Here is a 21409-nt window from a genome sequence, read left to right on the forward strand (position 1 = left end):
GGGTGTTATGTCTACAAAATCGAACGTACTCATGCTGTTATTGTGCAGTACGTCGGTTGGCTGTAGCAATGGTTTCTCTTCTGCAACAAAACCCCATAAAGAGGGTTTTATGGTACAAAATCAGAAGATTACTTATGGCGTCCCGCTTATTCAAACCATTGAAGCAAGTACCGTTAGACTAGATGAAGATTGGGTGTTAACGGCAAAACATAATAAGCATTTGCTCGAAAGTTTAGATCTGGAGGTGATTTATCATCCTGAATGCGATGTGGCATTAATCAAACGTCCCAGGCAAACAGTCATCCAAACTGGGGGTAGTATTTCGTGGCGAGTTTGTCGCTCATGTTGGCTATCCAATGACGCGTGAGCCAACGGTTAACGGTGGTTATTACATTGGTGAAATTAATGTCGCAACTTGGCAAGGGTGCACAATGTCTGCATCTACTGGTTTAGTTCGTATCGGCATGTCGGGAGGCGGCGTGTATAACCAACATGGGGAGTTGGTGGGTATTAATCATGGTTACATTCCAGAGACCGTTAAATGGGATAATTATGAACACCACCAACCTGCCGTGTTTGTTTCTTTGCTGTCGGTGAATGATTGGTTGACTGAAGTAACAGGTAATTCGTATTTTGGTGAAGAGTTGTTGTCCAAATTGAGTAAATAGAACAGTTAAGCCGGGAAGAACGTTGCTTTCCCGGCTTAATATAGAGAATATCGTTTACGCCTTTAGCGTTAATTAATCTGGAATTACCTCCATATATTGGCCGTCTACTAATGCTGAGTAGTTATCTTTGATTAATGAGCCATTAAAAGTACCGCCATCCTCTTCATCGACCCCGTATTGCCCGTGGCAACCACGCTGTAGGCTCAAGCCACTGGTATTGGAGTCATCCCATTCAAAGGTGTCGGTCACGGTTAGATTACCGAGAATCTGGAACATCGAGTTGGATTCACATTCGAAAACGCCACTTGAAACATCACCATCTGACACAAAAGAGCTAGCTTGAGAGATGTAAGTGTCGTTTGTGATGGTGGCATCGCCCCAAACCGAGATTCGCGAGTTACCCCACGCCTCCAATTCATTACTCACGGTGAGTTCATCAGCTTCTAACGTCGAGCCAGACTCAACAACGACATTCTCTGCGACGAGGTTCGAAACGTAAACAAACGAACTACCGATAGCCTCTAGGTTGGTGAAGGAGACGTCACCGCTGTCGACAACAAGGCTAGAGTTTGCATCGGCGATAGCTTGAGGAGCACTACCGGTAATACTGCTGCGAATATCGACACTGGCGTTGCGATTAAGGTGCAGCGCAAGATTGTTGACTGAACCAGAATTGACTCGTAGATAAGCGGTTCGAATTGTTACGTTGGTTTGATATGCGTCGCCATCTTCTACCGCAGTAGGTAGGGTAACGTTGTCAAAGCGCACAGATGAACTGTTTCTGGCGAAAAGCATGCCGCCAAGGGTGATATCTTGAAGCCTCACACTGGATTGACCATCAATGAAAACGGCTTCGGGTTCGTCTTGACTGGCACCTGCAAGGATACTGGCACTGTCTACGCCAACAATTTTTACGTCATTGCGAACAATAAATACCGAATTGCACGCACCTGTAACGTTATAAGTCGTTCTGGTGGTGGTATTACGAGAGTCTTCAAGTGCATCCTTCAGAGAATCAGCGTCGTCATTACAGTTAAGATCGACGGTCGAATAGGCATCTGTCGAAACGCCAGAGTCTTCCAAGCTGCTCACTCTCGCCTCGATAGAGTCAACCTCATCCGTCAAATCATCAACCTCAGTGCCTAAGGATGAAATATCTTGGTCAAGTGCTGTGAAATTTGCATTTACTTCGCTCGCTTTAGCCGGAGTATTGGCGGTAAAGGTATTTGGCACCTCAGCGAGTGCACTCGACGTAAACGCGCTGCTTACTGCTGTTGCCAACACAAGTTTCATGGTGGTGTTCATGTTAAATTCCTTATATATCCGTATTCTGTGAACAGGCGCTTACTGCCAGTTGCTATCATCCCAATTGGTGCTATCCCAAGTTAACGCAGTGCTGGTTGCACACGTGTCGCCAATGCCATCGTTGTCCGAGTCGGCTTGGTCAGCATTCGCTGTGTTTATGCAGTTATCATTAAGGTTGTCGATGCCATCGTTATCTAAGTCACCTGAGCGTGTATCATCGTTTGGATAGTCATCATCTAAGTTGTCGTAACCATCGTCGTCGTCATCACCAGCGCGGGTGTTGTCACCTGGATACATGTCGACGTCATTGTCGTAGCCGTCGTTGTCGGTGTCATTAGGGTACTGATCATCTATGTTGTCGATGTCGTCTCCGTCAGAATCTCCAGCTCGTGTTGGATCTGTTGGGTATTCATCATCGAGGTTGTCATAGCTATCGTTGTCGTCATCGCCAGAACGTGTGTCATCATCCGGGAATTCATCGACGTTGTTGCTATAACCATCGTTGTCAGTATCGTTGGGGTACGGATCGTCGATTTCATCGGTGCCATCAGAGTCTAGATCCCCAGCTTTGGTAGCGTCGTTAGGAAATAGGTCGACATCATTGTTGTAACTGTCGTTATCGCTGTCATTAGGGTAGGGGTCAGCTAAGTTGTCACCTAGATCGTCTTCGTCGGCGTCAATCCATTCATTAGGGTTACCCAAGAACTCATCGACGCTATCTTTTACGCCGTCTCCATCTTCATCGGCAATGACGATCTCTGCGGCTTGGTCCAAGTCATTCTTGATTTGCTCTGGGGTTTGCTCGTCATCGATGGTATCGAGAATGGCTTTAATTTCTTCGTTTACACCAGCCACAATAATGGTGAACTTGCCCGCTTCAGAGGAGCCTTCTTCTGTCGCTTTTTGCAGATCTTCGGGATCTTCTGGCAGCGCCCCTAACTCAACGATTTTTTCGGCTGCATACGCGGCTTTAGGTGCACCATTACCTTCTAAAAAGTCACCAAGAACATCATCGACGTCGATAGCCAATTGAGTGGCGACTTGTTGGGTTGCATCTTCCTTGGATAGGTTTGGGTTTTGCTCTAGGGTGTTATGTACAAGAGTTGACAGTGGTGTGACGGCTGTTTCTCCTGCAGGCGCGGACATCACGTAGCTCTTTGTGACTTGGCCTTGGTCTTCATCAATGGTTTGTCCTGCGATAGCTTGAACTACAACAGGGTATTGGGAAGGGTTATCGATTCCGCTGACATTTAATTCAGCGACACCACCTTCTCCCGATGTTGCGGTAGGCTCTCCGTTATCTAAAACGTAGTTACTATTTAGATCAAGCCACACGCTGGCGTCACGCAAATAACCGTCAATGGCTGTCACACTATAAGAACTGGTATTACTAGATGAGTCTGAATCGGGGTCGTCAAAACACCCGACCAGACTCACACTAGCGCTTAGCCCTAGCACAATAGTGAGTGGGTTCTTTTTCATTAGTTCATCCTAAACTGACGTTGTTTGGAGTTTGTTGCATAAGAAAGCTAGGAAACGAATTTCAGTTGTGCAAGGTGCGCAAAGTGGCCATTTTTTTTAGAAGAATATTAACGCTTGGTATGTATTTGTCTGGGTGATGCTTTGTTGGTTATATAACACCAAGATAAATAAGATCAATTGATCAGCGTGTTTTTAGCAACAAGAAAGATGTTGATTGTGCGGGGACTAGTAGGGTCTTCTAAAATAACGAGTACTATTGTTTGGATATGTGATCTGTTTCACTCTTTAAGTATGATGTCACTCGATAAAAAAGCGGGCTCACCAATGGTAAGCCCGCCCTAAAACTAGAATATAAAGTTGCTCTCTTATAACGCTTCTATACAGAAGCTCCTCAAGAGGATGTCACGACTGAGAGTTACATTGCCGCTTCAAAGATTGCCGAGATCTCTTCATGAGTTGCTTGTTTAGGGTTAGTGAAACCACAAGCATCTTTCAGCGCGTTGTCAGACAAGGTTGGGATGTCCTCTAGTTTAGCACCAAGTTGAGCGATACCTGTTGGGATGTTCACGTCGTTTGCAAGTTGGACAATCGCGTTGATCGCCGCTTCTGCGCCTTGTTCTGCTGTCATGCCTCCAATATTCACACCCATTGCTTTTGCTACATCACGTAGGCGTTCTGGGCAAACTTGCGCGTTGTAGCGTTGAACGTGCGGAAGCAAGATAGCGTTACATACGCCGTGTGGAAGGTCGTAGAAACCACCCAGTTGATGCGCCATTGCGTGAACATAGCCAAGAGAAGCGTTGTTGAAAGCCATACCCGCCATGAACTGCGCGTAAGCCATTTGCTCACGCGCTTCAATGTCTTCGCCGTGCGCTACCGCTGTTCTTAGGTGTGCTTGCACAAGCTCGATTGCTTTAATTGCTACAGCGTCTGTAATTGGCGTTGCTGCGATAGAAACGTAAGCTTCGATTGCGTGCGTTAACGCGTCCATGCCTGTTGCAGCAGTTAATGATGCCGGTTTAGCAAGCATTAACTCAGGATCGTTTACTGAAATAAGTGGTGTTGTGTGTTTATCAACGATAGCCATCTTAATGTGACGAGCTTCGTCAGTAATGATGCAGAAACGGGTGATTTCAGATGCCGTGCCGGCCGTGGTATTAATAGCAATAAGAGGCATCATTGGCTTCTCAGACTGATCGACGCCTTCGTAATCTGCAATCTTGCCGCCGTTAGAAGCAACCAGAGCAATACCTTTTGCACAATCGTGCGGAGAACCACCACCAAGAGAGATAACAAAGTCACAGTCGTTGTCAGTCAGAAGCTCAAGGCCGTCGTTCACGTTGGTGATGGTTGGGTTTGGTTGAGTACCATCGAATACAACAGCATCAACATCACGTTGATTTAGAAGGTCTTGAACCTGCTTAACCATACCTATTTGGTTTAGGATTTTGTCGGTAACGATAAGACCTTTTTTAAAGCCTTGAGACTGAATGCTATCAACAGCATCCTTTAAGCAGCCTGTTCCCATGAAGTTGATTGTAGGGATGTAAAAAGCACTAGACATTGGAAAACTCCATTAATTATGATTTTTAATTTCCTATATGGTGTCGGCAAACAACTGGTCGACCATTGATCTGAGTCAACGTTGGCTCCAAGGTACCACTTTGTGGTTATGGGGTGTGACAGGGCGCAGATAGCAATCGTTTTTATAGTTTTTTGATGTGATCGTTGTCATTTATAGATCTTAAGGGACTGATTAATTATAAACCTGTATGCCACTCCATCATGATGATTTAATGGGGCTACTCACTGATTGTTGGTTCATTTGTTAGTTCTTTCGACTTGCTTTCTGGGTTGTCCGTAGATAATTCCTCCATTTCGCATTCGTCAGAAGAAGCTTGTGGCTCTTCATCATAATATTTGACAAGAAACGGAGTAAGCATGACGGATGAGGGTAAGAAGTGCTTCATAGTACCTCCCGGTACAGTACGTGTGTTTCTTGTATGGTATTGGTTTAATATGTGGCAAAATTTGCGATACATCATGACTTGTTGCTTGTTTTCTATAAATTATTAGAACTATATTCAGGCTCACAAAAATGGTAGTAGAATGCACACTTAGCTTTTGAGGTTAAGAAAAAACAAAAATAACACGGCTAGATAGCGTGAATAATAGGACAGATAATGAAGTACGATTGGATATTCTTTGATGCAGACGAAACCTTATTCCATTTTGATGCTTACCAAGGAATGAAGCTGATGTTTTCCCGTTTTGGGGTAGATTTCAGCGAGCAAGATTATTCGGCTTACCAAAAGGTTAATTTGCCACTTTGGGTCGATTACCAAGATGGTCGTATTACCGCAGACCAACTGAAACACACGCGCTTCGAAAGTTGGGCTGAGAAACTAGAGACAACAACGGCTGCTTTAAACAGTGCATTTTTAACGGCGATGGCGGATATCTGTTCTTTATTACCGGGCGCACAAGAGTTGGTGAAGTCTTTAAAAGGCAAAGTGAACATGGGCATCATCACGAATGGTTTTACAGAGCTGCAGTCTATCCGTTTAGAGCGCACAGGAATGACGGATTACTTTGATCACGTCATTATTTCTGAAGAGGTTGGGGTAGCTAAACCGGATGCCCAGATTTTTGAATATGCACATAAGTTGGTTGGATTCCCATCGAAGCAAAGAGTATTGATGGTTGGCGATAACCCACATTCCGATATTTTAGGCGGACTCGATTTTGGTATCGAAACTTGTTGGTTAAACAGTCAAGAAAAAGCAACGCCAGCGGGTATCAACCCTCATTATCAAGTTAAGTCACTGGCTGATTTGCAAGCGCTTCTACTGGCTTAGGCAATAACGACTGCCACTAGCGAATACGCAATCACAATCGGTTGATTTCGTTAATTGACCAGTTCTTTGCAAATTGATTTATGATTCGTAAATCGATTGATACTGGTAAATCAAATACTTATGGCGAGTACAAAAATGTACTCGCCAATTATTTTGAACTTGGTTTAACCATAGGGTGACCATCAAAAACAGATAAAGGAAGAGGCGTGCTGAAATCTCATCGTTATAGCTGCTACGGTATTATCGCCATTTTACTATGGAGCTGCTTGATTGCTCTCTCTCGTAGTGTCTCAGAACAGCTAGGTCCAATTGGTGGCGCCGCCAGTCTTTATACGGTGAGCTCACTGTTGTTGGTCTGTGTTATGGGGTTACCTAAGCTGTCGCGCTTTTCTAAGTCGTATCTATTGATTGGCGGCGCTTTGTTCGTTTGTTATGAGATCTTCTTGGCGCTGGCGTTGGGAATGGCGAACAGCCGACATCAAGCGATAGAGATGGCTGTGATTAACTATCTATGGCCAGCACTGACGGTGTTGTTTGCGGTGCTGCTGAGCGACAAGAAGATTAATTGGTTGGTTTATCCAAGTATCTTTTTGGCATTCTTCGGGGTGGCTTGGAGTATCAGCGGCGAGCAGGGGCTTTCTGTCGATCAAATCGCGGCTAATATTGCGACGAATCCTAAAACCTATTCAATGGCGTTTTTCGGCGCGATTATTTGGGCGGTTTACTGTAGTTACACTCAGAAAGTGGCAAAAGGGCAGAATGCGATTGTGCTTTTCTTTATCGCTACGGCGATCACTCTGTGGATCAAATACGCATTGAGCAACGAAACCAGTATGGTAATGACAACCAGTGCAGCAATTGACTTAGTGCTGGCTGGTGTGTGTATGGGCGCAGGCTACGCGCTTTGGAATACAGCGATTCTAGGTGGCAATATGGTCTTCCTGGCGACCATGTCGTATTTCACGCCTATTTTTGCGACCTTATTGTCTTCTATGATTTTGGGCTTGTCATTGAGCATGACGTTTTGGCAGGGTGTTTGTATGGTAACGATTGGCTCTTTAGCTTGCTGGTGGGTAACCAGAGACAGAAAGCCGACGGTTACGGCGTCGGCTTCTAAAAAGGTTCAATCAGAGTCTTAAGTTAGCGGGAGATTGATGGGTTAACTCTTGGTTTTTTTACTCTCAATTCTTAACTCGCGATATTGAGATTCAATTGAAGCTCATAAGGCATCTTCGATAAGCGTCGCTTAAGCTGGCTGCGCGTACGTTCAATATCATCAACCGCAATCGCATCTTGGTCATTGGTATGAATATCAACGTTGATTCTTAGCTCTGGACCAACCTTAGTCACACCCATTAGCTCCAAATCTTGATCCGCTTCTTTGTCTACAGCGACCACGTTTTTATCTACCGCATCACAAATGTCTTTGGTTGCCGACATCATCAGCAGTTCGCGCATGGCTTCACGTAACATGTCGAAAGGTACTTTGATGAAGTAGAAAGACATTAGTAACATCATCATTGGGTCGGCATATACAGCGTATGACGCAAGAGGTGAGAATGTCATTGCCCACGCTACGACGAAACCCGCTGTTACCGCTACACTCAGTAGCGTATCCATCTGCCACTGTTTAGATTCCGCTTGAATCAGACCTGAAGAGATACGTTTGCTCTTGTTCGCGATGTACCACCAAGCATAACCACAGCCCAACACGTTGAAAATACCAAACAGAGTTGCGATAGAAGCATCGACCTCACGGCCGCCTGTCATCAAGGCACCGATCGCAGAGTAAAGCGAATAACCAACCACAAGTAGAATCACAACGGCTTTAATCGCAATCACAATCGGTTCGATGATAGCTCGACCAAACGGGAACTCTCTATCTGAAGGGCGATTAATGTATTTTGAAGCAGCTAGTGACAATAAAGTTAACAGTAAGCTGATAAGAGAATAGACACCGTCAAATACTATGACTAGAGAGCCAACGAGAAGACCCAACACCAACCCGCCAATTGCGAAGCCTGATGCTAAAAGGGCTGAGAACAATAGTACTCGATTTTCGTTTTGGCTTTTCCTGTCACACATAATATTTTCCAGATGTTTTTGATAACTTCATTGTTCTAATATTGAGCTAACTTTACAAACTTTATCTGATGACGTTTATATGTCTTATTTAAGTAATACATATAAATCAATAAAATTCAGTATCTTAAGATTAATCCCTGGTGTCAATAAAGTTGGCGATGAGTGTTTTTTGGGGATGGTGTGCAACTGAAATGGGATCGTTTATGATTAATAAAACACATCAGTCGCTAAGGTCTTATTGGTTTCTAGATTTAACTGCGATGGACAAGGAGTGAATCAATATGAAGTTTGACGATATCAGTGATAACGAGTTGTGGGTGATTGCTAACCCTATCATGGATAATCTGATGGATGGTTCAACCAAGGTTGATCATGAACAGCACTGTCGAGACTTCACTCAAAGGATGAAAGACATTGTTACGCCAGAATATTTAGAAAAGGTATGCCACCATTATCAGCACAGTAATGGCTTTTTTGCTGAGCGTGAGCAAGTTGCGCTGTTTAGACGTTCAGACTCCATCGCCTTTGTGTGGAAACAAGCGTATACCATCGCCAAAGGTGAGTTTGTCGCCGAAATGGTATTGGTTGAAGAAGAAGGACGCTACTTAGTGGATCACGTGATGGTTTTTTAGGAGCTGTGTTGTTTGTGATTTTGCCCTTTGCTATGGACGATAAGCGTGAGCTAGAAATCAAACAAGTAATCACTAAGCTGGTCGGCTAACCAATTCATTCCTGGGTGCTCTGCCATACCAGCTGCGGTAAACATACAGTAGTCTTCTTGCGTTAAGCCGTAGGTGTGCTTGATCACTGCGAGCTCTTGTTCACGCAGTAAATGGCGAATCAATGGCTCTGGCATTACACCCCATGCCTCTTCACGTAAAATCGTATCCAACATAAAGTCAAAGCTAGAGAAACCAATGTAACGACGCGAGAAGGGCTCAAGCTCAGGATTATCCTTTTCATTAAGATAAACCATGGTCGCTTGCATCGAATTCCTTAGTACCTCATCAGACACTCGTCGCATCGCACTCAAATCATGCCCTTTCTTACATACAGACATCATTCGAATTTTACCAAGCGGGTTGTAGATAATTCTTGGGTCATCGACGCGTTCGTAATCGACACCAAATGCGAAGTCGACTTGCTGAGTTTCAACTAGGTTAGCTAAGTCACCGCTCGACGCGAGAACGAAGTTAAATGAGGTAGAAGGGTACTTGTTATTTAAGGCGTGGGATAAGTCCTGCCACATTTCATCGGGTAGGGAATCATCTCGGGCTATCCAAATCTCTGCGTTGAATTCGCCCGAGACATGTAAGCAGGTTTGTTTAATACGCGCGGCTGTCACCAACATGCCTTCGCAATCCTTGTAAATCGCTTTACCCGCTTCTGAAAGCTCAACGTGGTTTCCGCTGCGGACGAACAGTTCGACATCTAACTCTTTTTCCAAGGCTTTAATCGACATGCTGAGTTTGGTTCGGTTGCATTCTAACTGGCGTGCGGCTTCAGAAACTGATCCTAAATCAGCAACGGAACAAAAGGCTTGGACTTGAGAAAGGTTCATTTCATTTCCATATTGAGCGGGGGTCGGTGCATATTATCTGAATATTGTGCTGACTATCTTAGAAATAGTCCATCTTTGCATGATAACTCTATGACGAATTGACTAATTTGGTTTACTCTGGGGAAGTTCCGAACCTACAAGAAGTAAAGATGGAGGCCATGATGGCGAAACAATGGGACGAATACGCCGTTGATTGGGATAAAGATCCCGCGACCGCAGTATTCGCACAGTCCGTATTTGACCAGTTAACACAGCTCGTTGATTTAAACGGAACCCGTGTCCTTGATTTTGGTTGTGGTACAGGACTACTCAGCCAGAAAATATCTCCTTTAGCAAAAGAGATCATCGCACTTGATATCTCTGAAGGGATGATTGAAGAGTTAGATAAGAAAGAGTTACCTAACGTTGAACCGGTAGTTGATATTTTATCGCGCGGACTTGCAGCGCAGCATCCAGCATTCAGAAACCAGTTTGACCTAGTGGTAGCCTCTTCGGTGTGTGGTTTTATCCCAAACCTACAAGACACAGTCAGTCTGATTTACACGCTGCTTGAAAACGACGGCACGTTTGTACACTGGGATTGGTACTTGGAAAGCGACAGTGAAGATTACGGTGTAAGCCAACAGCGCTCAGAAAACGTATTGAGTGCAGCGGGCTTTGCAGTGGTTGAAGTCTCCACACCGTTCTCGATTGACACTCCACAAGGAGAGTTAAAGGTATTGATGGGTGTTGGACGTAAACAAGCCCTCCCTGATCTGTAATCGTGTGTATGCCTTGAGCTAGCATTCAGAATGCTCATTTAAAATACTAAACCCACATTAACGACTCAAACGTCAGTTATGTGGGTTTTCTCTTTTTGGCGACATCGTTTTAAACAGAACGAGTTAGCGCTTTCTTATTTCCATTTTGGAAATATAGTCTTGCATACATTTCATTAGTGGAAATGTAATCGTGAGATATAAAATAAGCCCATAATAACATTAAGGGTTTAATCATGAGCCACCAATCTGCGTCATCTACTTCTTCACCACTTTCAGAGCAACAACAACGCTTTAGCAATATCATTTCAGATACCAACCTGTCGCCAAAACAGAAGTCGAGCTATCTTGCCTTAGAAGCTGAAGCCAGCTTACCGTATATGCCGGTAAGCAAAGAAGTAGAGCAAGCCTTACAACAAGGTGTGCTGTGTGACATGTTTGAAGGGCACGCCCCATTTAAGCCGCGCTATGTACTTCCAGATTATTCTAAATACTTACATCAAGGATCAGAGTATTTAGAGCTTAGCGCGGCAACTAATTTCGATGAAGCATTAAACATGCTCACCATCCTTTACCACCATGTTCCTTCTGTCACTTCAATCCCGGTTTACCTAGGGCAGTTGGACGATGTGTTGATGCCTTTCGTTGGCGACTTAACGGAATATCAGGTATACCAAAAGCTTAAGCTGTTCTGGATCATGTTGGATCGCACACTGCCAGATGCGTTTATGCATGTGAATATCGGCCCGACAGACAACATTATCTGCCGTACGATTTTACGTGTAGACGCTGAATTGAAGCAGATCGCGCCAAACTTAACCTTTATGTACGACCCAACCGTGACACCTGATGATCTACTTCGTCATGCGGCGAGCAACATCTGCGAATGCAGTAAACCACATATTGCTAACTATCCCGCGCATGCCGAGGCATACGGCGACAAGCGTTTTGGTATTGTGAGCTGCTACAACTCTCTGCCGTTAGCGGGTGGCTCAAATACGCTAGTACGTATGAACCTGAAGCAAGTGGCGTTGAAGTCTGAGGACAGTGCTGATTTCTTACAACAAGTATTGCCGAACTACAGTGGCATCATGGTTGAATTGATGAACGCACGCAGCCGCTTCTTGCATGAAGAGTCTAACTTCTTCGAAGGCTTCCTGACCAAAGAAGGCCTTATCGAAGAAGATCGCTTTGCGCCAATGTTTGGTATTTATGGCATGGCGGAAACAGTCAACATTTTGATGGAGAAAGAAGGTCAAGCAGGGCGTTATGGTCACGATGAACAGGCTAATCAACTTGGTCATCGTATCTCTGAAAAGCTGGCTGAGATCGTTGAAAAATCAGAAGTGAAATATGGATTAGAAGGTAAGGCTCTGCTGCATGCTCAAGGCGGTATTAGCCTAGATGAAGATGTGACACCAGGTGTTCGTATTCCTTACGGAACAGAACCAGATCCTGTCTCATACGTTCGTGCAACTGCGGGTCACCATAAGTTCTATACCTCGGGTATCAGTGACATTCTGACCATCGACGAAACAGTGAAATCTAACCCTGAAGCGATGTTTAACCTGTGTAAAGGCGCGATTCAAGCGGGTTACCGTGAGTTTACGGCTAACGTGGCATCAAACGATTTGGTTCGTGTGACGGGTTACATGGTTAAGTTGTCTGATATTGCCAAATATGACGAACAAGGCTCACGCACCAATACCACCTTCTTAGGTGCTGAAGCTGCGAAGAACACGGGCATATTAGAGCGTAAACCACGCGTGGCGAGTTTAGAGATGTCGCCGACGTACGAATAGCGCCTTAATCTAACTATACCCATTACCAAACAATACAAATTATGAAAGTTTCTGATCTAACAACTCAAATGGCTAGGGTTAATAACAATAAGACAGAAAAACAAGCGAAGGTCAGCCGTGTGCTGACCTTTTCTTGTGTTGATGGACCGGGAAATCGCCTAGTGTTGTTCCTACAGGGGTGTAATTTCGATTGTGTAACCTGCCATAACCCACACACCATCAATCACTGTAACCATTGCGGCGACTGCGTCAGCGGATGTCCAAGCGGTGCGTTGAGCACCGATGATGGCAAAGTGAAGTGGGATCCGGTGGCTTGCACTAATTGCGATCAGTGCATTGACATCTGTAACCATAAATCAAGCCCGAAAATAACATCGATGACGGTTTCGGAGGTACTTGAACTCGTTAGGCATAACCAATTCTTTCTGAGCGGTATTACCATTTCGGGTGGTGAAGCAACCATGCAACTGCCGTTTATCATTGATCTGTTTAAAGCGATAAAAAGCGACGCGCAGTTGGCACACTTAACCTGTTTTATTGACAGCAATGGTTCGTTGTCTAAACAAGGCTGGGAGCGAGTATTGCCTTATCTTGATGGCGCGATGATTGACCTAAAATCCTGGCAATCAGAAACACACCAATGGTTGGTCGGCAGAGGAAACCATCGTGTGTTTGAAACCATCAATTATTTATCAGAAAAGGGTAAGTTACATGAAGTTCGGTTACTGCATATTCCGAACAAAAGTGATCTTGAGGACGAGATAAAGCAAGTTGGCTATTACTTAAATGGATTGCCAAGTGATGTTCGGATTCGACTTAATGCGTTTCAACATCATGGCGTGATTGGCGAGGCGTTAGATTGGCCGAAATGCACCGAACAACAGATGCAGAGCTTTTACGATAAGCTCTACGCGATAGTTCGAAGACCAATGCAAACGCCAGAGGTTTATACTTAGTCTATTATCAAAATCGAGCCTTTTTAAAAGAATTTAGGCTTCTAAAAAATCTGGCAGTCTATAAAGAGCCACTTTCTTGTAAAACCTAAGCTTCTAAGAACAAGTCACACAGCCATTTGATGGCTTGATCATTCATGTTGGGTTTGTTCCACACTAAGCTATATGCCACCTTACCGTAATCAAAAGGCAAGGGCTTGCTCACTAAGCCCTGAGCTTGCTTAGCACGCTCAACCCACTGTTTAGAGCAAGTGAACAGGAAAGGCGTGTGGTGACACAACACAGCCGCAGCACCAAAGTCTGCTACCGATATCGCCATATCTCTCGGCTGGTGGCATTGAACCAAGTTTTGTTCAAAATAAGGCTGAGACAGTTCGTTATCTAAAATCCCAATGTGCTTATAATCTAAGTAGCCTTCCACCGTCAGTTCTTGCTGAGCAAGAGGGTGGTGGGCACCCATCAAACAAACCATCTCATCGGGCAGAATCGTTTCCCACACTAACTCTTTATTATCTGTCGGTGGTTGGGATATATCGTGAGGCAATAAGATTAAATTTACCTTGCCGCTAAGCAAAGCATCGAAGCCAAGTTGCTGCTTCGAATAGATATTGAGTTTAGCTTTAGGCGCAAGTTCTGTGGTGATTTTGCTGATCTTAGAGGCGAACACTTCAAAGGTGCTTTCACGCATCGAGAGCGAAAAGCTGCCTTGGTACTCCTCTGGAGTAAAACTCTTCTGATGAAGCAATCCGTTCATACTAGAAAGAATGGCATGGACGGTTGGAGCTATCTTTAGGGCAAAAGGTGTTGGGATTAGCTTAGTACCGTCTCGATAGAACAGCTCATCGTTAAGGATGTCACGCAGCTGAGATAATGTCTTACTCACACTCGAAGGGCTGACAAAGAGTTGCTCTGAGGTCTGAGTGACGCTGTGGGTGTTCAGCATAATATGAAGCGCAGTGAGGTGTTTAAGGCTCACTCGCGATAAATGTAAGTAATCCATACACAACTCACTCAATGCGTGACAACGGTCGATTTAAGGTTTTAAAACAGAAACTAGCGCGCTAACTTGTGATGAGCTCGCGAAAAGTGACCTGCACAAAATGCACCGACAATCGATAGCTCGCCAGCCAAACACAGTGCAGCACATACTTCGGCTAAGGCTTGTGATTTACCGTTACCATGCAGTCCAAGTAAATCTAAACAGGCTTTCTGACTTGGTAAGCCGGTACCGCCGCCGACAGTCCCTATCATTAAGTTAGGTAGTGTCACGCTCGCGTATAAACCGCCTTCTTTGTTCAGTTCCATGCGAGTCATACCAATCGCAGACTCAGCGACACACGCTGCGTCTTGTCCGCAAGCAATGTAAAGCGCCGCCAGTGCATTCGCATAATGGGCATTGATACCGATAGTACCACTTAACGCGCCACCTACCGTGGTCATTTGACCAAACTGAACCATCTTCTCTGGAGTGGTGTGCAAGTACTTAGCAACAAGCTCAGCAGGAATGTTTACTTCGGCAGTGACCTTTTTACCACGAACACTGCGTAAGGTTTGGGTATTGGCTTTCTTGTCGCCTGACAAGTTGCCATCAAGGAAAGCGTGGTCAGGCTTAACTGGCGTATTCTCAATAATGTACTCAAACACGGCGTTGGTCGCGATGGTCACCATATTCTGACCAGAAGCGTCTCCGGTTAGAAATTCAAACACCAAGTAAACATGGTTACCTTCGATGTTGATATTGATGTCGGTCAGCTTGCCGTGTGATGTTGTTGATTCTGCCAAGATCTTGAACTGGTCATACTGAGTCACAGCCCAAGCCACAAACTGTCCGGCTTCAACTAATCCTTGGAAGGCAAAACCAGGCGTACGTGTTACACCTTCATTGAGCAACATAGCACTTGCGCCACCACAAGCCGTAATCAGCTTAGAACCACGATTGTAAGAGGCGACAAGCGCAGCTTCTGTGGTTGCCAGTGGCACGAGGTAATCGCCCGTAGCAAATAGGCCATTAACTCTTAGTGGGCCTGACACACCGACAGGGACTTTAACTGTGCCAACAAAGTGTTCGATATTTTTCTCATACGCTTGGATCTGGCTTTGTGTATGAGGGTCGAGCAGCTCTTGCTGTGAATCTGCGTTATCGAGGGCTGTCCAACGACGTGTAAGATTCTTTTCTGTCAGGTAGGGGCTAGGGGTCAGCTTATTTACTGGCTTTTCAAAATGAGGCTGAAGCTTTTTTTCTAATTCGTCTGCGGAGATGTCGCCTCCTAAAATAGAAACATAGTCACGGCGATGCAGATTTAGTTTTGGCATAAATAGTATGAAGTAAAGTTTGTGCAGCAAATTGGTTTGCGCTGATTCTACCGAGTAATAAACCAGAAACAAGCGCCTGATATAATGAGTTACAGTTTGTGTGGTTGTTGAAGCAAAAAGCAGCGAAGTTTCGCGAAATATAGGCGGTACTTGAGCAAAATTTAGATATGAATGTCGAGAAGACTACCAATGGCTTCGTTTTGACGATCAACCACACTCGCACCAACACGGTTATAACTTGCGCTTTGTGTCAGTTTAATCAAGGAATCGGTTGAGGATGAAGCGGGTTCAGGTTCTTTGTCTTTAAAGGAAATGGATTGTTCAGGCTCTATTTGATTAAAGCTGAGATCGCTAGTTTGGAAAGTGTCGTCGGATTCTAGAGCGTGTTTGGAGGCTTGGTTGAGCTCGATTGCGGCTTCTTCAGCCATGTTAGTGGACTGCTGAATAATGGCGTAACCAGATTGAATACCAGATATCGACATAACAGAACCTTATATTGACGTATGGAGTGAGTCTAGGCGGACGATATTTGGAGCGCAATGGTGAACAGATGAAATTTACGGTGAAAATGTGAACTTAAGTTAAAATAGTGAAGTCTGTCTATTAACTGAACAGGTCATTTAGCGCGTTTAACTCTTCATCAGTAAGCAAAGAAGACTTCTCATTTTCAAGGTTGCCGTCTATTTCACCCTGAAGTGCTTTTAATTGTTGGGGGTTAAGAAGCTGTATTTGCTGCTTAAATGCTTCAAATTGCTGTGTATTCATAGTGTGACCTTAGTCCAAATCCATATGCTCTATAGAGCATAGTCTACTGACGCAGGAAATCAAACAAGATTAAGTGAATATTAAATGATGTTTGAAGTTTCCTAAAACTAAGACAACTATAAATTCCTGTGGTCGTTTTTTGTCCGAGAAATGTTAGGCAAAGTTAAGGCTTGGTCAATCAAAGTCAGAAAATTCCTACAATGTAAAAATCCTCAAACCCTTGTGGAACAAGGGTAGGAAAGTAATTGCTCTACCCAATTTGGGGTATGGGTAAAGCAATGTATAAATACTCATGGTGATCAAAAGATGATCAATTTGCGTTATCTTTTTGTTTTTACAGTATTTTGTTTGTTGCTCAAGAAGCTTCTGTTTCAAACGGCTTGTCGATCTTAACCTTAACTGCAAACTTGGTCGCTAAGGTATGCAGTTCTGGAAGCATTCGATAGATCAAATGGAGCTGCTGTAGGACCATTCTGACAGAACTCTCATCTTCTTCTCGCCATTCACTCAATCGCTTATCTAATTCTGGGTCATAAGCGTTTTTCACTTCACACTCTTCTTGATGAGAATAGAGTTGATCATTTAGAGCGTCGAGATGCTCGTGGATTACTCTGTGCGCATCTAACACCAGTTTGTGTGTCGCCTCATCATCGATACGCGTTCTGTGTGCACCTAAAGCCGAGATGTAGCTGAGTAGAGCATGATTAAGTGTTAGGAATCGGAAGCTCTCATCTTCAGAGGTGCGGTACTTACCCGGTTCAACCAACATGCTACTGATAGCGGCTGTCAGGTTTGCATCATTATTATGCGCACTACGACGAGCGATACGATAGTTAAGGGTGTCTTTTTTACCAACACGGTATTGGCCTATGATCTGAGCAAGATAGTTCTTATTGGAATCGAGCGCATCCGCCATTACTTTGTGCAACCGTTTCGATTGCCAATCAGGCAAAACATAAATGACAGCAAGTACGGCGAGAGCACAACCAATAAAGGTATCCGCTAGTCTTGGCAAAACCACTGCGTAGCCTTCACCTAACTGGTTAAAGCAGAAGAGCACAAGCAGAGTGATAAAGCTGGTCGCAAATCCGTAGTTATTGATTCGAAACGCAAAGAACATCACGCCACTGATAACAATGAACACCAGTTGGCTCTCTTGAGACGGGAAGAAGGTCAATAACGGCACTCCAATTAACAAGCCCGCGACCGTGCCAATAACACGTGCTGTCAGTTTTTGACGGGTTGCACTGTAGTTTGGCTGGCAAACAAACAGTGTTGTTAGCAAGATCCAGTAACCTCTTTCAATATTAAAGCCTTGGATAATTCCATAACCAAGCGTCAACGTGATCGCCATACGAATCGCGTGGCGGAATAGCATTGAATCGGTGTGCAGGTTGGCTTTGATCTTGTGCCACATTGCCGTCAAAGTATGAGGATTGGTATCGTCTAATACGCCTTCTTCGATCTTCTCTGCATCTGGGTTGCTGATATTTGAGAGCTGCTTTTCAACGGTTGCTAGGTTATTGAATAAGTAATCCAACTGGTTCAGCAGTGATTTCCACTCAGGGTTGTTCTGTTGGTGTAGATGGTTGAGTGAAGACATTAGCTCATCGAGTGCCAGTATAGATTTATCACCATGCTGGTATTCAGCTCCAACCTTCAATGAGCTTGCCACTTCTTTACACGCAGTGGCTTGGGCTTCGAGCAGGTATTTAAAACGGAACAACACGTCAGAGCGTTCAAAGTGTTTTGCTAGCTCTTGATAACGATAATGGCTAGAGCTGACGCGTTCATGAATATCTTGTGCGATGAAGTAGGTGTTAAGAAATCGGTCACTTGGCCCGTCAATGTGTCCGCGCTTAGAGCGGTTGAGTAGGGTCGCTTTGCACATGTTGAGCGCGTTAACGGTACTCGCATTAAGTTTGGCTTCAATGATTCGGTGTGGTTGAGGAATTAAGTCTGAAACTGGGTAGAAGAGCTCCGCTTTTGAATCGATGTAATTACCGATTTGATCGAATACCGTGGCTAGGTTTTGTTGCACAGGTTGCATTGGCCACACTATCTGCCAAATCATCGACATGAAGTAGTACCAAGCGGCGCCAGTTAACAGTAGAAGCGGTTGAAACCAAAGGTTGGTGCTCTCGTGGGCACCAAGCATGGTATAGATGGCAACTAAGAGAGAACCAAACGCGATACTCGCGTATTTAGGACCAATTGCGCCGAGAATAATAAATGAGAAAGTTGAAACAAAAAGCCCTATCGCGAACAGCCAAGGCGTATCGAAGAGAATCTCAATAGAGAAAGCCGCAACGGCGAAACAGATAAAGGTCAGCGTGAGTGCTTTCAAGCGCCCGGTAAAGCTGTCATCGCTTTCCGCAAGAGCCGCAGCAATAACGCCTAAGATCAAAGGCGTGATCAGTGTGTTTTGTCCATAATACCAAGCAGGCACCACCACACCGAGCAGAGTGATGAGAATTAATACGCTGTAATTTATGGTTTTATTCGCCCAATAGAGGCGCAATTTGGCTGAGAAGTCCACAGTCGCTCACTTGACACACTAAAAACCATAATCCTAACAGAAATCAAGCACAAGAATTTGATACTTATCCATAATTGCCCGTAGGTGGTCATGAAAGCGTCGATAAGATATGAGATATTATTAATTCTCATTGCATCATGATATAAATTCAATATTCCCAATTAAGAGCACACTCCAATGCAGCTAAGCGCTAACAAGACTGCACAGTTTTTTATTCAAAATGAATATCATCAGGTTGAACTTGATGGTCCACGCTTGCTGTTATCTTCAGTAGGCAGTGAAGAGCGTATCCCGTTTACTATTTGGAGTGGCAAGATCGCGATAAAGCGCGGATTGTTCTGGGGATCGCTACAATTTTTTGCTAATCAACAAGATGGAACACAGCGCAGTTGGTTAGTACAAGGCTTACCTTGGGATCAATGCCGTCAATTTGCACGCGCGTCAGTTGCTGCTTATCAGAAGTGGCATGACACCCAATGTGAGCAATTAGCTGAACACGTTCCTCAATGGGAGGCTGAATTAACTCGTTTAGAGCAACTCCCTGCTTTTCTACCGCATTCTAAGGTCAATACTTGGGTTGATATGGTCAACTCTGGCCTAGAGAGTATGACGATGACGCTAGAAGAGGCTGCACAACGCATGCCAAATCGCATCGCGAGAATGCAGCCATGGTTATCTGAAACCGAGATTAAGCAAGCCGACAGAAACCAACAATGGTTAGAGACTGAAAGAAAGAATTGGGAAGTGCTGTTTGCTCAATGTGAGTCGTCTCCGTTGAACTTGTCGCAGCAATATGCGGTTTTGATGAACGATGATCACAACTTGATTCTTGCGGGTGCAGGCTCGGGTAAAACCAGTGTTTTGACGGCTCGCGTCGCGTATTTACTGCAAAGCCATCAAGCACAAGCTGAAGAGTTATTGTTGCTCGCCTTTGGTCGTGAAGCGGCACAAGAGATGAAACAGCGTCTCGACAGTAAAATTGGTTTGTCAGCAGAGAAGGTGCAAGTTAATACTTTCCACCAGTTAGGCTTGAAGATCTTAAATCAAGTTGAAACCGAACGTGTTGTTATTTCTCCAATGGCCTTAGATGACAATCAACGCCAAGCGTGGTGCATTGATTGGCTGAAAAAACATTGGATGACGCCAACCAACTTCAAACGCTGGCAAAAGCACTTGTCTAAATGGCCAATCGCTTATTTAACAGGTGATGATGAGCTTGGTAGCCATGTTTCAAACCTCAAATTGATTGGCTGGCTTGAAAAGCAGCTTGAACAGTTGAATGCATCGGGTTTAACGAAAAAAGAAGTACAGCAACAGCTGATTGATCACCGAGATTACACGCGCCTTAACAGTGAATTATCCCTGTGTTGGCCATGTGTGACGGCATGGCAGAAAGCACTGAAAGAAGAGAACCATATCGACTTCTCGACCATGATCAGTCGTGCGACCCAGTATGTCGAGAAGGGTAAGTTTATCTCGCCTTGGAAGTTCATCATGATCGATGAGTATCAAGACATCTCGCCAGATCGTCTTGCCTTAGTAGAAGCACTTTGTAATCAGTCGAAAGCCGAGCACCAAGCCTCTATTTTTGCAGTAGGCGATGACTGGCAGTCGATTTACCAGTTTGCCGGTGCGGATGTGGATTTGACTACGGGCTTTAAGGATCGTTTTGAAAGCTCGACGATTCATCACCTCGATACCACTTATCGCTTTAACAATCAGTTAGGTGCGGTCGCTAATCGCTTTGTACAAGAAAACCCAATTCAGATTCCGAAAGAACTGAACAGCTTCAAGCAACAGAAACAGAAGGCGGTGTACAGTGCGCCAAGCAAAGAAGTTGAGAAGATCCTCGACCAATTGAACCGCCAATCTAAAGGCAAAACCAATAAATCGGTGCTGCTACTTGGACGTAATCATTACCACAAGCCAGAGTTGTTGGAAGACTGGAAGAAGATCTTCACCTCCATTGATATCAAGTTCATGACATGCCACGGCAGTAAAGGTAAAGAGGCGGACTTTGTCATTATTCTTTGTGTTGACGAAGGACAGTTCCCGACTAAGAAGAAACAGCTGCATATTGATGGCGCATTGACCGAATCATCAGACGCGTTCCCTTATGCAGAAGAGCGTCGTTTGTTCTATGTAGCAATGACGCGAGCAAAAGAGAAAGTATGGATTACGCACAGTGGCGACGGCTCTGGCTTTGTGCAGGAGCTGCATGGTTCTGATTACCCCGTAGTTCGTAAAAAGTGATGTTACTTGACGTGATTGTCTAAGATTAGATCTTCAATCCCTGCCGTAACACCATAAGGCAGAATCA

At 44.6% G+C, this 21409-nt stretch carries 19 protein-coding genes; 9 read left to right on the forward strand and 10 right to left on the reverse strand.

Annotated features, from left to right (window positions below; genetic code table 11):
- Positions 1 to 7 precede the first annotated feature (7 nt).
- Together ITG09_16515 and ITG09_16520 are read left to right on the forward strand one after the other, a co-directional pair.
- Positions 8 to 367, forward strand: a complete 360-nt coding sequence (locus ITG09_16515) for a hypothetical protein (GenBank protein UPR54558.1) — start codon at positions 8 to 10, stop codon at positions 365 to 367.
- Complete coding sequence (locus ITG09_16520; GenBank protein ID UPR54559.1) at positions 357 to 668, forward strand: hypothetical protein; 312 nt, start codon at positions 357 to 359, stop codon at positions 666 to 668. Before ITG09_16515 ends, ITG09_16520 begins: the two co-directional genes overlap by 11 nt.
- Before the next feature lie 72 nt (positions 669 to 740).
- Here ITG09_16520 and ITG09_16525 read toward each other — a convergent pair whose 3' ends face one another.
- The 3 genes from ITG09_16525 to yiaY form a co-directional block, all read right to left on the reverse strand.
- Positions 741 to 1973 (reverse strand): hypothetical protein, encoded by a 1233-nt coding sequence (locus ITG09_16525; protein ID UPR54560.1) that lies wholly within the window; start codon positions 1971 to 1973, stop codon positions 741 to 743.
- Positions 1974 to 2012: 39 nt separating this feature from the next.
- Positions 2013 to 3455 (reverse strand): hypothetical protein, encoded by a 1443-nt coding sequence (locus ITG09_16530; protein ID UPR54561.1) that lies wholly within the window; start codon positions 3453 to 3455, stop codon positions 2013 to 2015.
- Positions 3456 to 3870: 415 nt separating this feature from the next.
- Positions 3871 to 5019, reverse strand: coding sequence for an L-threonine dehydrogenase (yiaY, locus tag ITG09_16535; protein UPR54562.1), 1149 nt, complete (start codon positions 5017 to 5019; stop codon positions 3871 to 3873).
- 619 nt (positions 5020 to 5638) lie between these two features.
- Here yiaY and yjjG point away from each other — a divergent pair.
- Both yjjG and yddG read left to right on the forward strand, forming a co-directional pair.
- Positions 5639 to 6313 (forward strand): pyrimidine 5'-nucleotidase, encoded by a 675-nt coding sequence (gene yjjG / locus ITG09_16540; protein ID UPR54563.1) that lies wholly within the window; start codon positions 5639 to 5641, stop codon positions 6311 to 6313.
- 206 nt (positions 6314 to 6519) lie between these two features.
- Positions 6520 to 7452: an aromatic amino acid DMT transporter YddG gene (gene yddG, locus ITG09_16545; GenBank protein UPR54564.1), complete on the forward strand. Its 933-nt coding sequence runs from the start codon at positions 6520 to 6522 to the stop codon at positions 7450 to 7452.
- 49 nt (positions 7453 to 7501) lie between these two features.
- Here yddG and ITG09_16550 read toward each other — a convergent pair whose 3' ends face one another.
- Entirely contained in the window at positions 7502 to 8398 is an 897-nt protein-coding gene (locus tag ITG09_16550) for a cation diffusion facilitator family transporter (protein ID UPR54565.1), read from the reverse strand.
- A 281-nt stretch (positions 8399 to 8679) separates the two neighbouring features.
- Here ITG09_16550 and ITG09_16555 point away from each other — a divergent pair, with 281 nt between their 5' ends.
- Positions 8680 to 9030 (forward strand): hypothetical protein, encoded by a 351-nt coding sequence (locus ITG09_16555; protein UPR54566.1) that lies wholly within the window; start codon positions 8680 to 8682, stop codon positions 9028 to 9030.
- A gap of 50 nt (positions 9031 to 9080) precedes the next feature.
- On the opposite strand, the gene ITG09_16560 is transcribed toward ITG09_16555, so the two are convergent.
- Positions 9081 to 9959 (reverse strand): LysR family transcriptional regulator, encoded by an 879-nt coding sequence (locus ITG09_16560; GenBank protein UPR54567.1) that lies wholly within the window; start codon positions 9957 to 9959, stop codon positions 9081 to 9083.
- 161 nt (positions 9960 to 10120) lie between these two features.
- Between ITG09_16560 and ITG09_16565 the strand changes: the two genes are divergently transcribed.
- The 3 genes from ITG09_16565 (at position 10121) to yjjW (ending at position 13475) form a co-directional block, all read left to right on the forward strand.
- Positions 10121 to 10720, forward strand: a complete 600-nt coding sequence (locus ITG09_16565; protein ID UPR54568.1) for a methyltransferase — start codon at positions 10121 to 10123, stop codon at positions 10718 to 10720.
- A 233-nt stretch (positions 10721 to 10953) separates the two neighbouring features.
- Positions 10954 to 12519, forward strand: a complete 1566-nt coding sequence (locus ITG09_16570) for a YjjI family glycine radical enzyme (protein ID UPR54569.1) — start codon at positions 10954 to 10956, stop codon at positions 12517 to 12519.
- A 41-nt stretch (positions 12520 to 12560) separates the two neighbouring features.
- Positions 12561 to 13475 carry a YjjW family glycine radical enzyme activase gene (yjjW, locus tag ITG09_16575; GenBank protein UPR54570.1) on the forward strand — a complete coding sequence of 305 codons (915 nt, stop codon included), beginning with the start codon at positions 12561 to 12563 and terminating at the stop codon, positions 13473 to 13475.
- Between the two features lie 85 nt (positions 13476 to 13560).
- On the opposite strand, the gene ITG09_16580 is transcribed toward yjjW, so the two are convergent.
- From ITG09_16580 to yccS, 5 genes are all read right to left on the reverse strand, one after another.
- Complete coding sequence (locus ITG09_16580) at positions 13561 to 14472, reverse strand: LysR family transcriptional regulator (GenBank protein ID UPR54571.1); 912 nt, start codon at positions 14470 to 14472, stop codon at positions 13561 to 13563.
- A 53-nt stretch (positions 14473 to 14525) separates the two neighbouring features.
- Positions 14526 to 15785 (reverse strand): hydroxymethylglutaryl-CoA reductase, encoded by a 1260-nt coding sequence (locus ITG09_16585; protein UPR54572.1) that lies wholly within the window; start codon positions 15783 to 15785, stop codon positions 14526 to 14528.
- A 161-nt stretch (positions 15786 to 15946) separates the two neighbouring features.
- Positions 15947 to 16267 carry a hypothetical protein gene (locus ITG09_16590; GenBank protein ID UPR54573.1) on the reverse strand — a complete coding sequence of 107 codons (321 nt, stop codon included), beginning with the start codon at positions 16265 to 16267 and terminating at the stop codon, positions 15947 to 15949.
- 121 nt (positions 16268 to 16388) lie between these two features.
- The gene (locus ITG09_16595) at positions 16389 to 16550 is read right to left on the reverse strand and encodes a hypothetical protein (protein ID UPR54574.1); all 162 of its coding nucleotides are present in this window, start codon (positions 16548 to 16550) and stop codon (positions 16389 to 16391) included.
- Between the two features lie 355 nt (positions 16551 to 16905).
- Positions 16906 to 19089 carry a TIGR01666 family membrane protein gene (gene yccS, locus ITG09_16600; GenBank protein ID UPR54575.1) on the reverse strand — a complete coding sequence of 728 codons (2184 nt, stop codon included), beginning with the start codon at positions 19087 to 19089 and terminating at the stop codon, positions 16906 to 16908.
- A gap of 177 nt (positions 19090 to 19266) precedes the next feature.
- Between yccS and helD the strand changes: the two genes are divergently transcribed.
- Positions 19267 to 21342: a DNA helicase IV gene (gene helD / locus ITG09_16605; GenBank protein UPR54576.1), complete on the forward strand. Its 2076-nt coding sequence runs from the start codon at positions 19267 to 19269 to the stop codon at positions 21340 to 21342.
- Positions 21343 to 21409 lie beyond the last annotated feature (67 nt).

The sequence above is a fragment of the Vibrio cyclitrophicus genome (genome assembly GCA_023206055.1).
In the GTDB taxonomy this organism is placed as follows: Bacteria; Pseudomonadota; Gammaproteobacteria; order Enterobacterales; family Vibrionaceae; genus Vibrio; species Vibrio cyclitrophicus_A.

What these genes read in the sequence shown, in the direction of transcription:
- ITG09_16515 (UPR54558.1), top strand. Translation starts at nt 8, where the DNA reads ATGTCTACAAAATCGAACGTACTCATGCTGTTATTGTGCAGTACGTCG.
- ITG09_16520 (UPR54559.1), top strand. Translation starts at nt 357, where the DNA reads ATGACGCGTGAGCCAACGGTTAACGGTGGTTATTACATTGGTGAAATT.
- ITG09_16525 (UPR54560.1), bottom strand. Translation starts at nt 1,973, where the DNA reads ATGAACACCACCATGAAACTTGTGTTGGCAACAGCAGTAAGCAGCGCG.
- ITG09_16530 (UPR54561.1), bottom strand. Translation starts at nt 3,455, where the DNA reads ATGAAAAAGAACCCACTCACTATTGTGCTAGGGCTAAGCGCTAGTGTG.
- yiaY (UPR54562.1), bottom strand. Translation starts at nt 5,019, where the DNA reads ATGTCTAGTGCTTTTTACATCCCTACAATCAACTTCATGGGAACAGGC.
- yjjG (UPR54563.1), top strand. Translation starts at nt 5,639, where the DNA reads ATGAAGTACGATTGGATATTCTTTGATGCAGACGAAACCTTATTCCAT.
- ITG09_16550 (UPR54565.1), bottom strand. Translation starts at nt 8,398, where the DNA reads ATGTGTGACAGGAAAAGCCAAAACGAAAATCGAGTACTATTGTTCTCA.
- ITG09_16555 (UPR54566.1), top strand. Translation starts at nt 8,680, where the DNA reads ATGAAGTTTGACGATATCAGTGATAACGAGTTGTGGGTGATTGCTAAC.
- ITG09_16560 (UPR54567.1), bottom strand. Translation starts at nt 9,959, where the DNA reads ATGAACCTTTCTCAAGTCCAAGCCTTTTGTTCCGTTGCTGATTTAGGA.
- ITG09_16565 (UPR54568.1), top strand. Translation starts at nt 10,121, where the DNA reads ATGGCGAAACAATGGGACGAATACGCCGTTGATTGGGATAAAGATCCC.
- ITG09_16570 (UPR54569.1), top strand. Translation starts at nt 10,954, where the DNA reads ATGAGCCACCAATCTGCGTCATCTACTTCTTCACCACTTTCAGAGCAA.
- yjjW (UPR54570.1), top strand. Translation starts at nt 12,561, where the DNA reads ATGAAAGTTTCTGATCTAACAACTCAAATGGCTAGGGTTAATAACAAT.
- ITG09_16580 (UPR54571.1), bottom strand. Translation starts at nt 14,472, where the DNA reads ATGGATTACTTACATTTATCGCGAGTGAGCCTTAAACACCTCACTGCG.
- ITG09_16585 (UPR54572.1), bottom strand. Translation starts at nt 15,785, where the DNA reads ATGCCAAAACTAAATCTGCATCGCCGTGACTATGTTTCTATTTTAGGA.
- ITG09_16590 (UPR54573.1), bottom strand. Translation starts at nt 16,267, where the DNA reads ATGTCGATATCTGGTATTCAATCTGGTTACGCCATTATTCAGCAGTCC.
- ITG09_16595 (UPR54574.1), bottom strand. Translation starts at nt 16,550, where the DNA reads ATGAATACACAGCAATTTGAAGCATTTAAGCAGCAAATACAGCTTCTT.
- helD (UPR54576.1), top strand. Translation starts at nt 19,267, where the DNA reads ATGCAGCTAAGCGCTAACAAGACTGCACAGTTTTTTATTCAAAATGAA.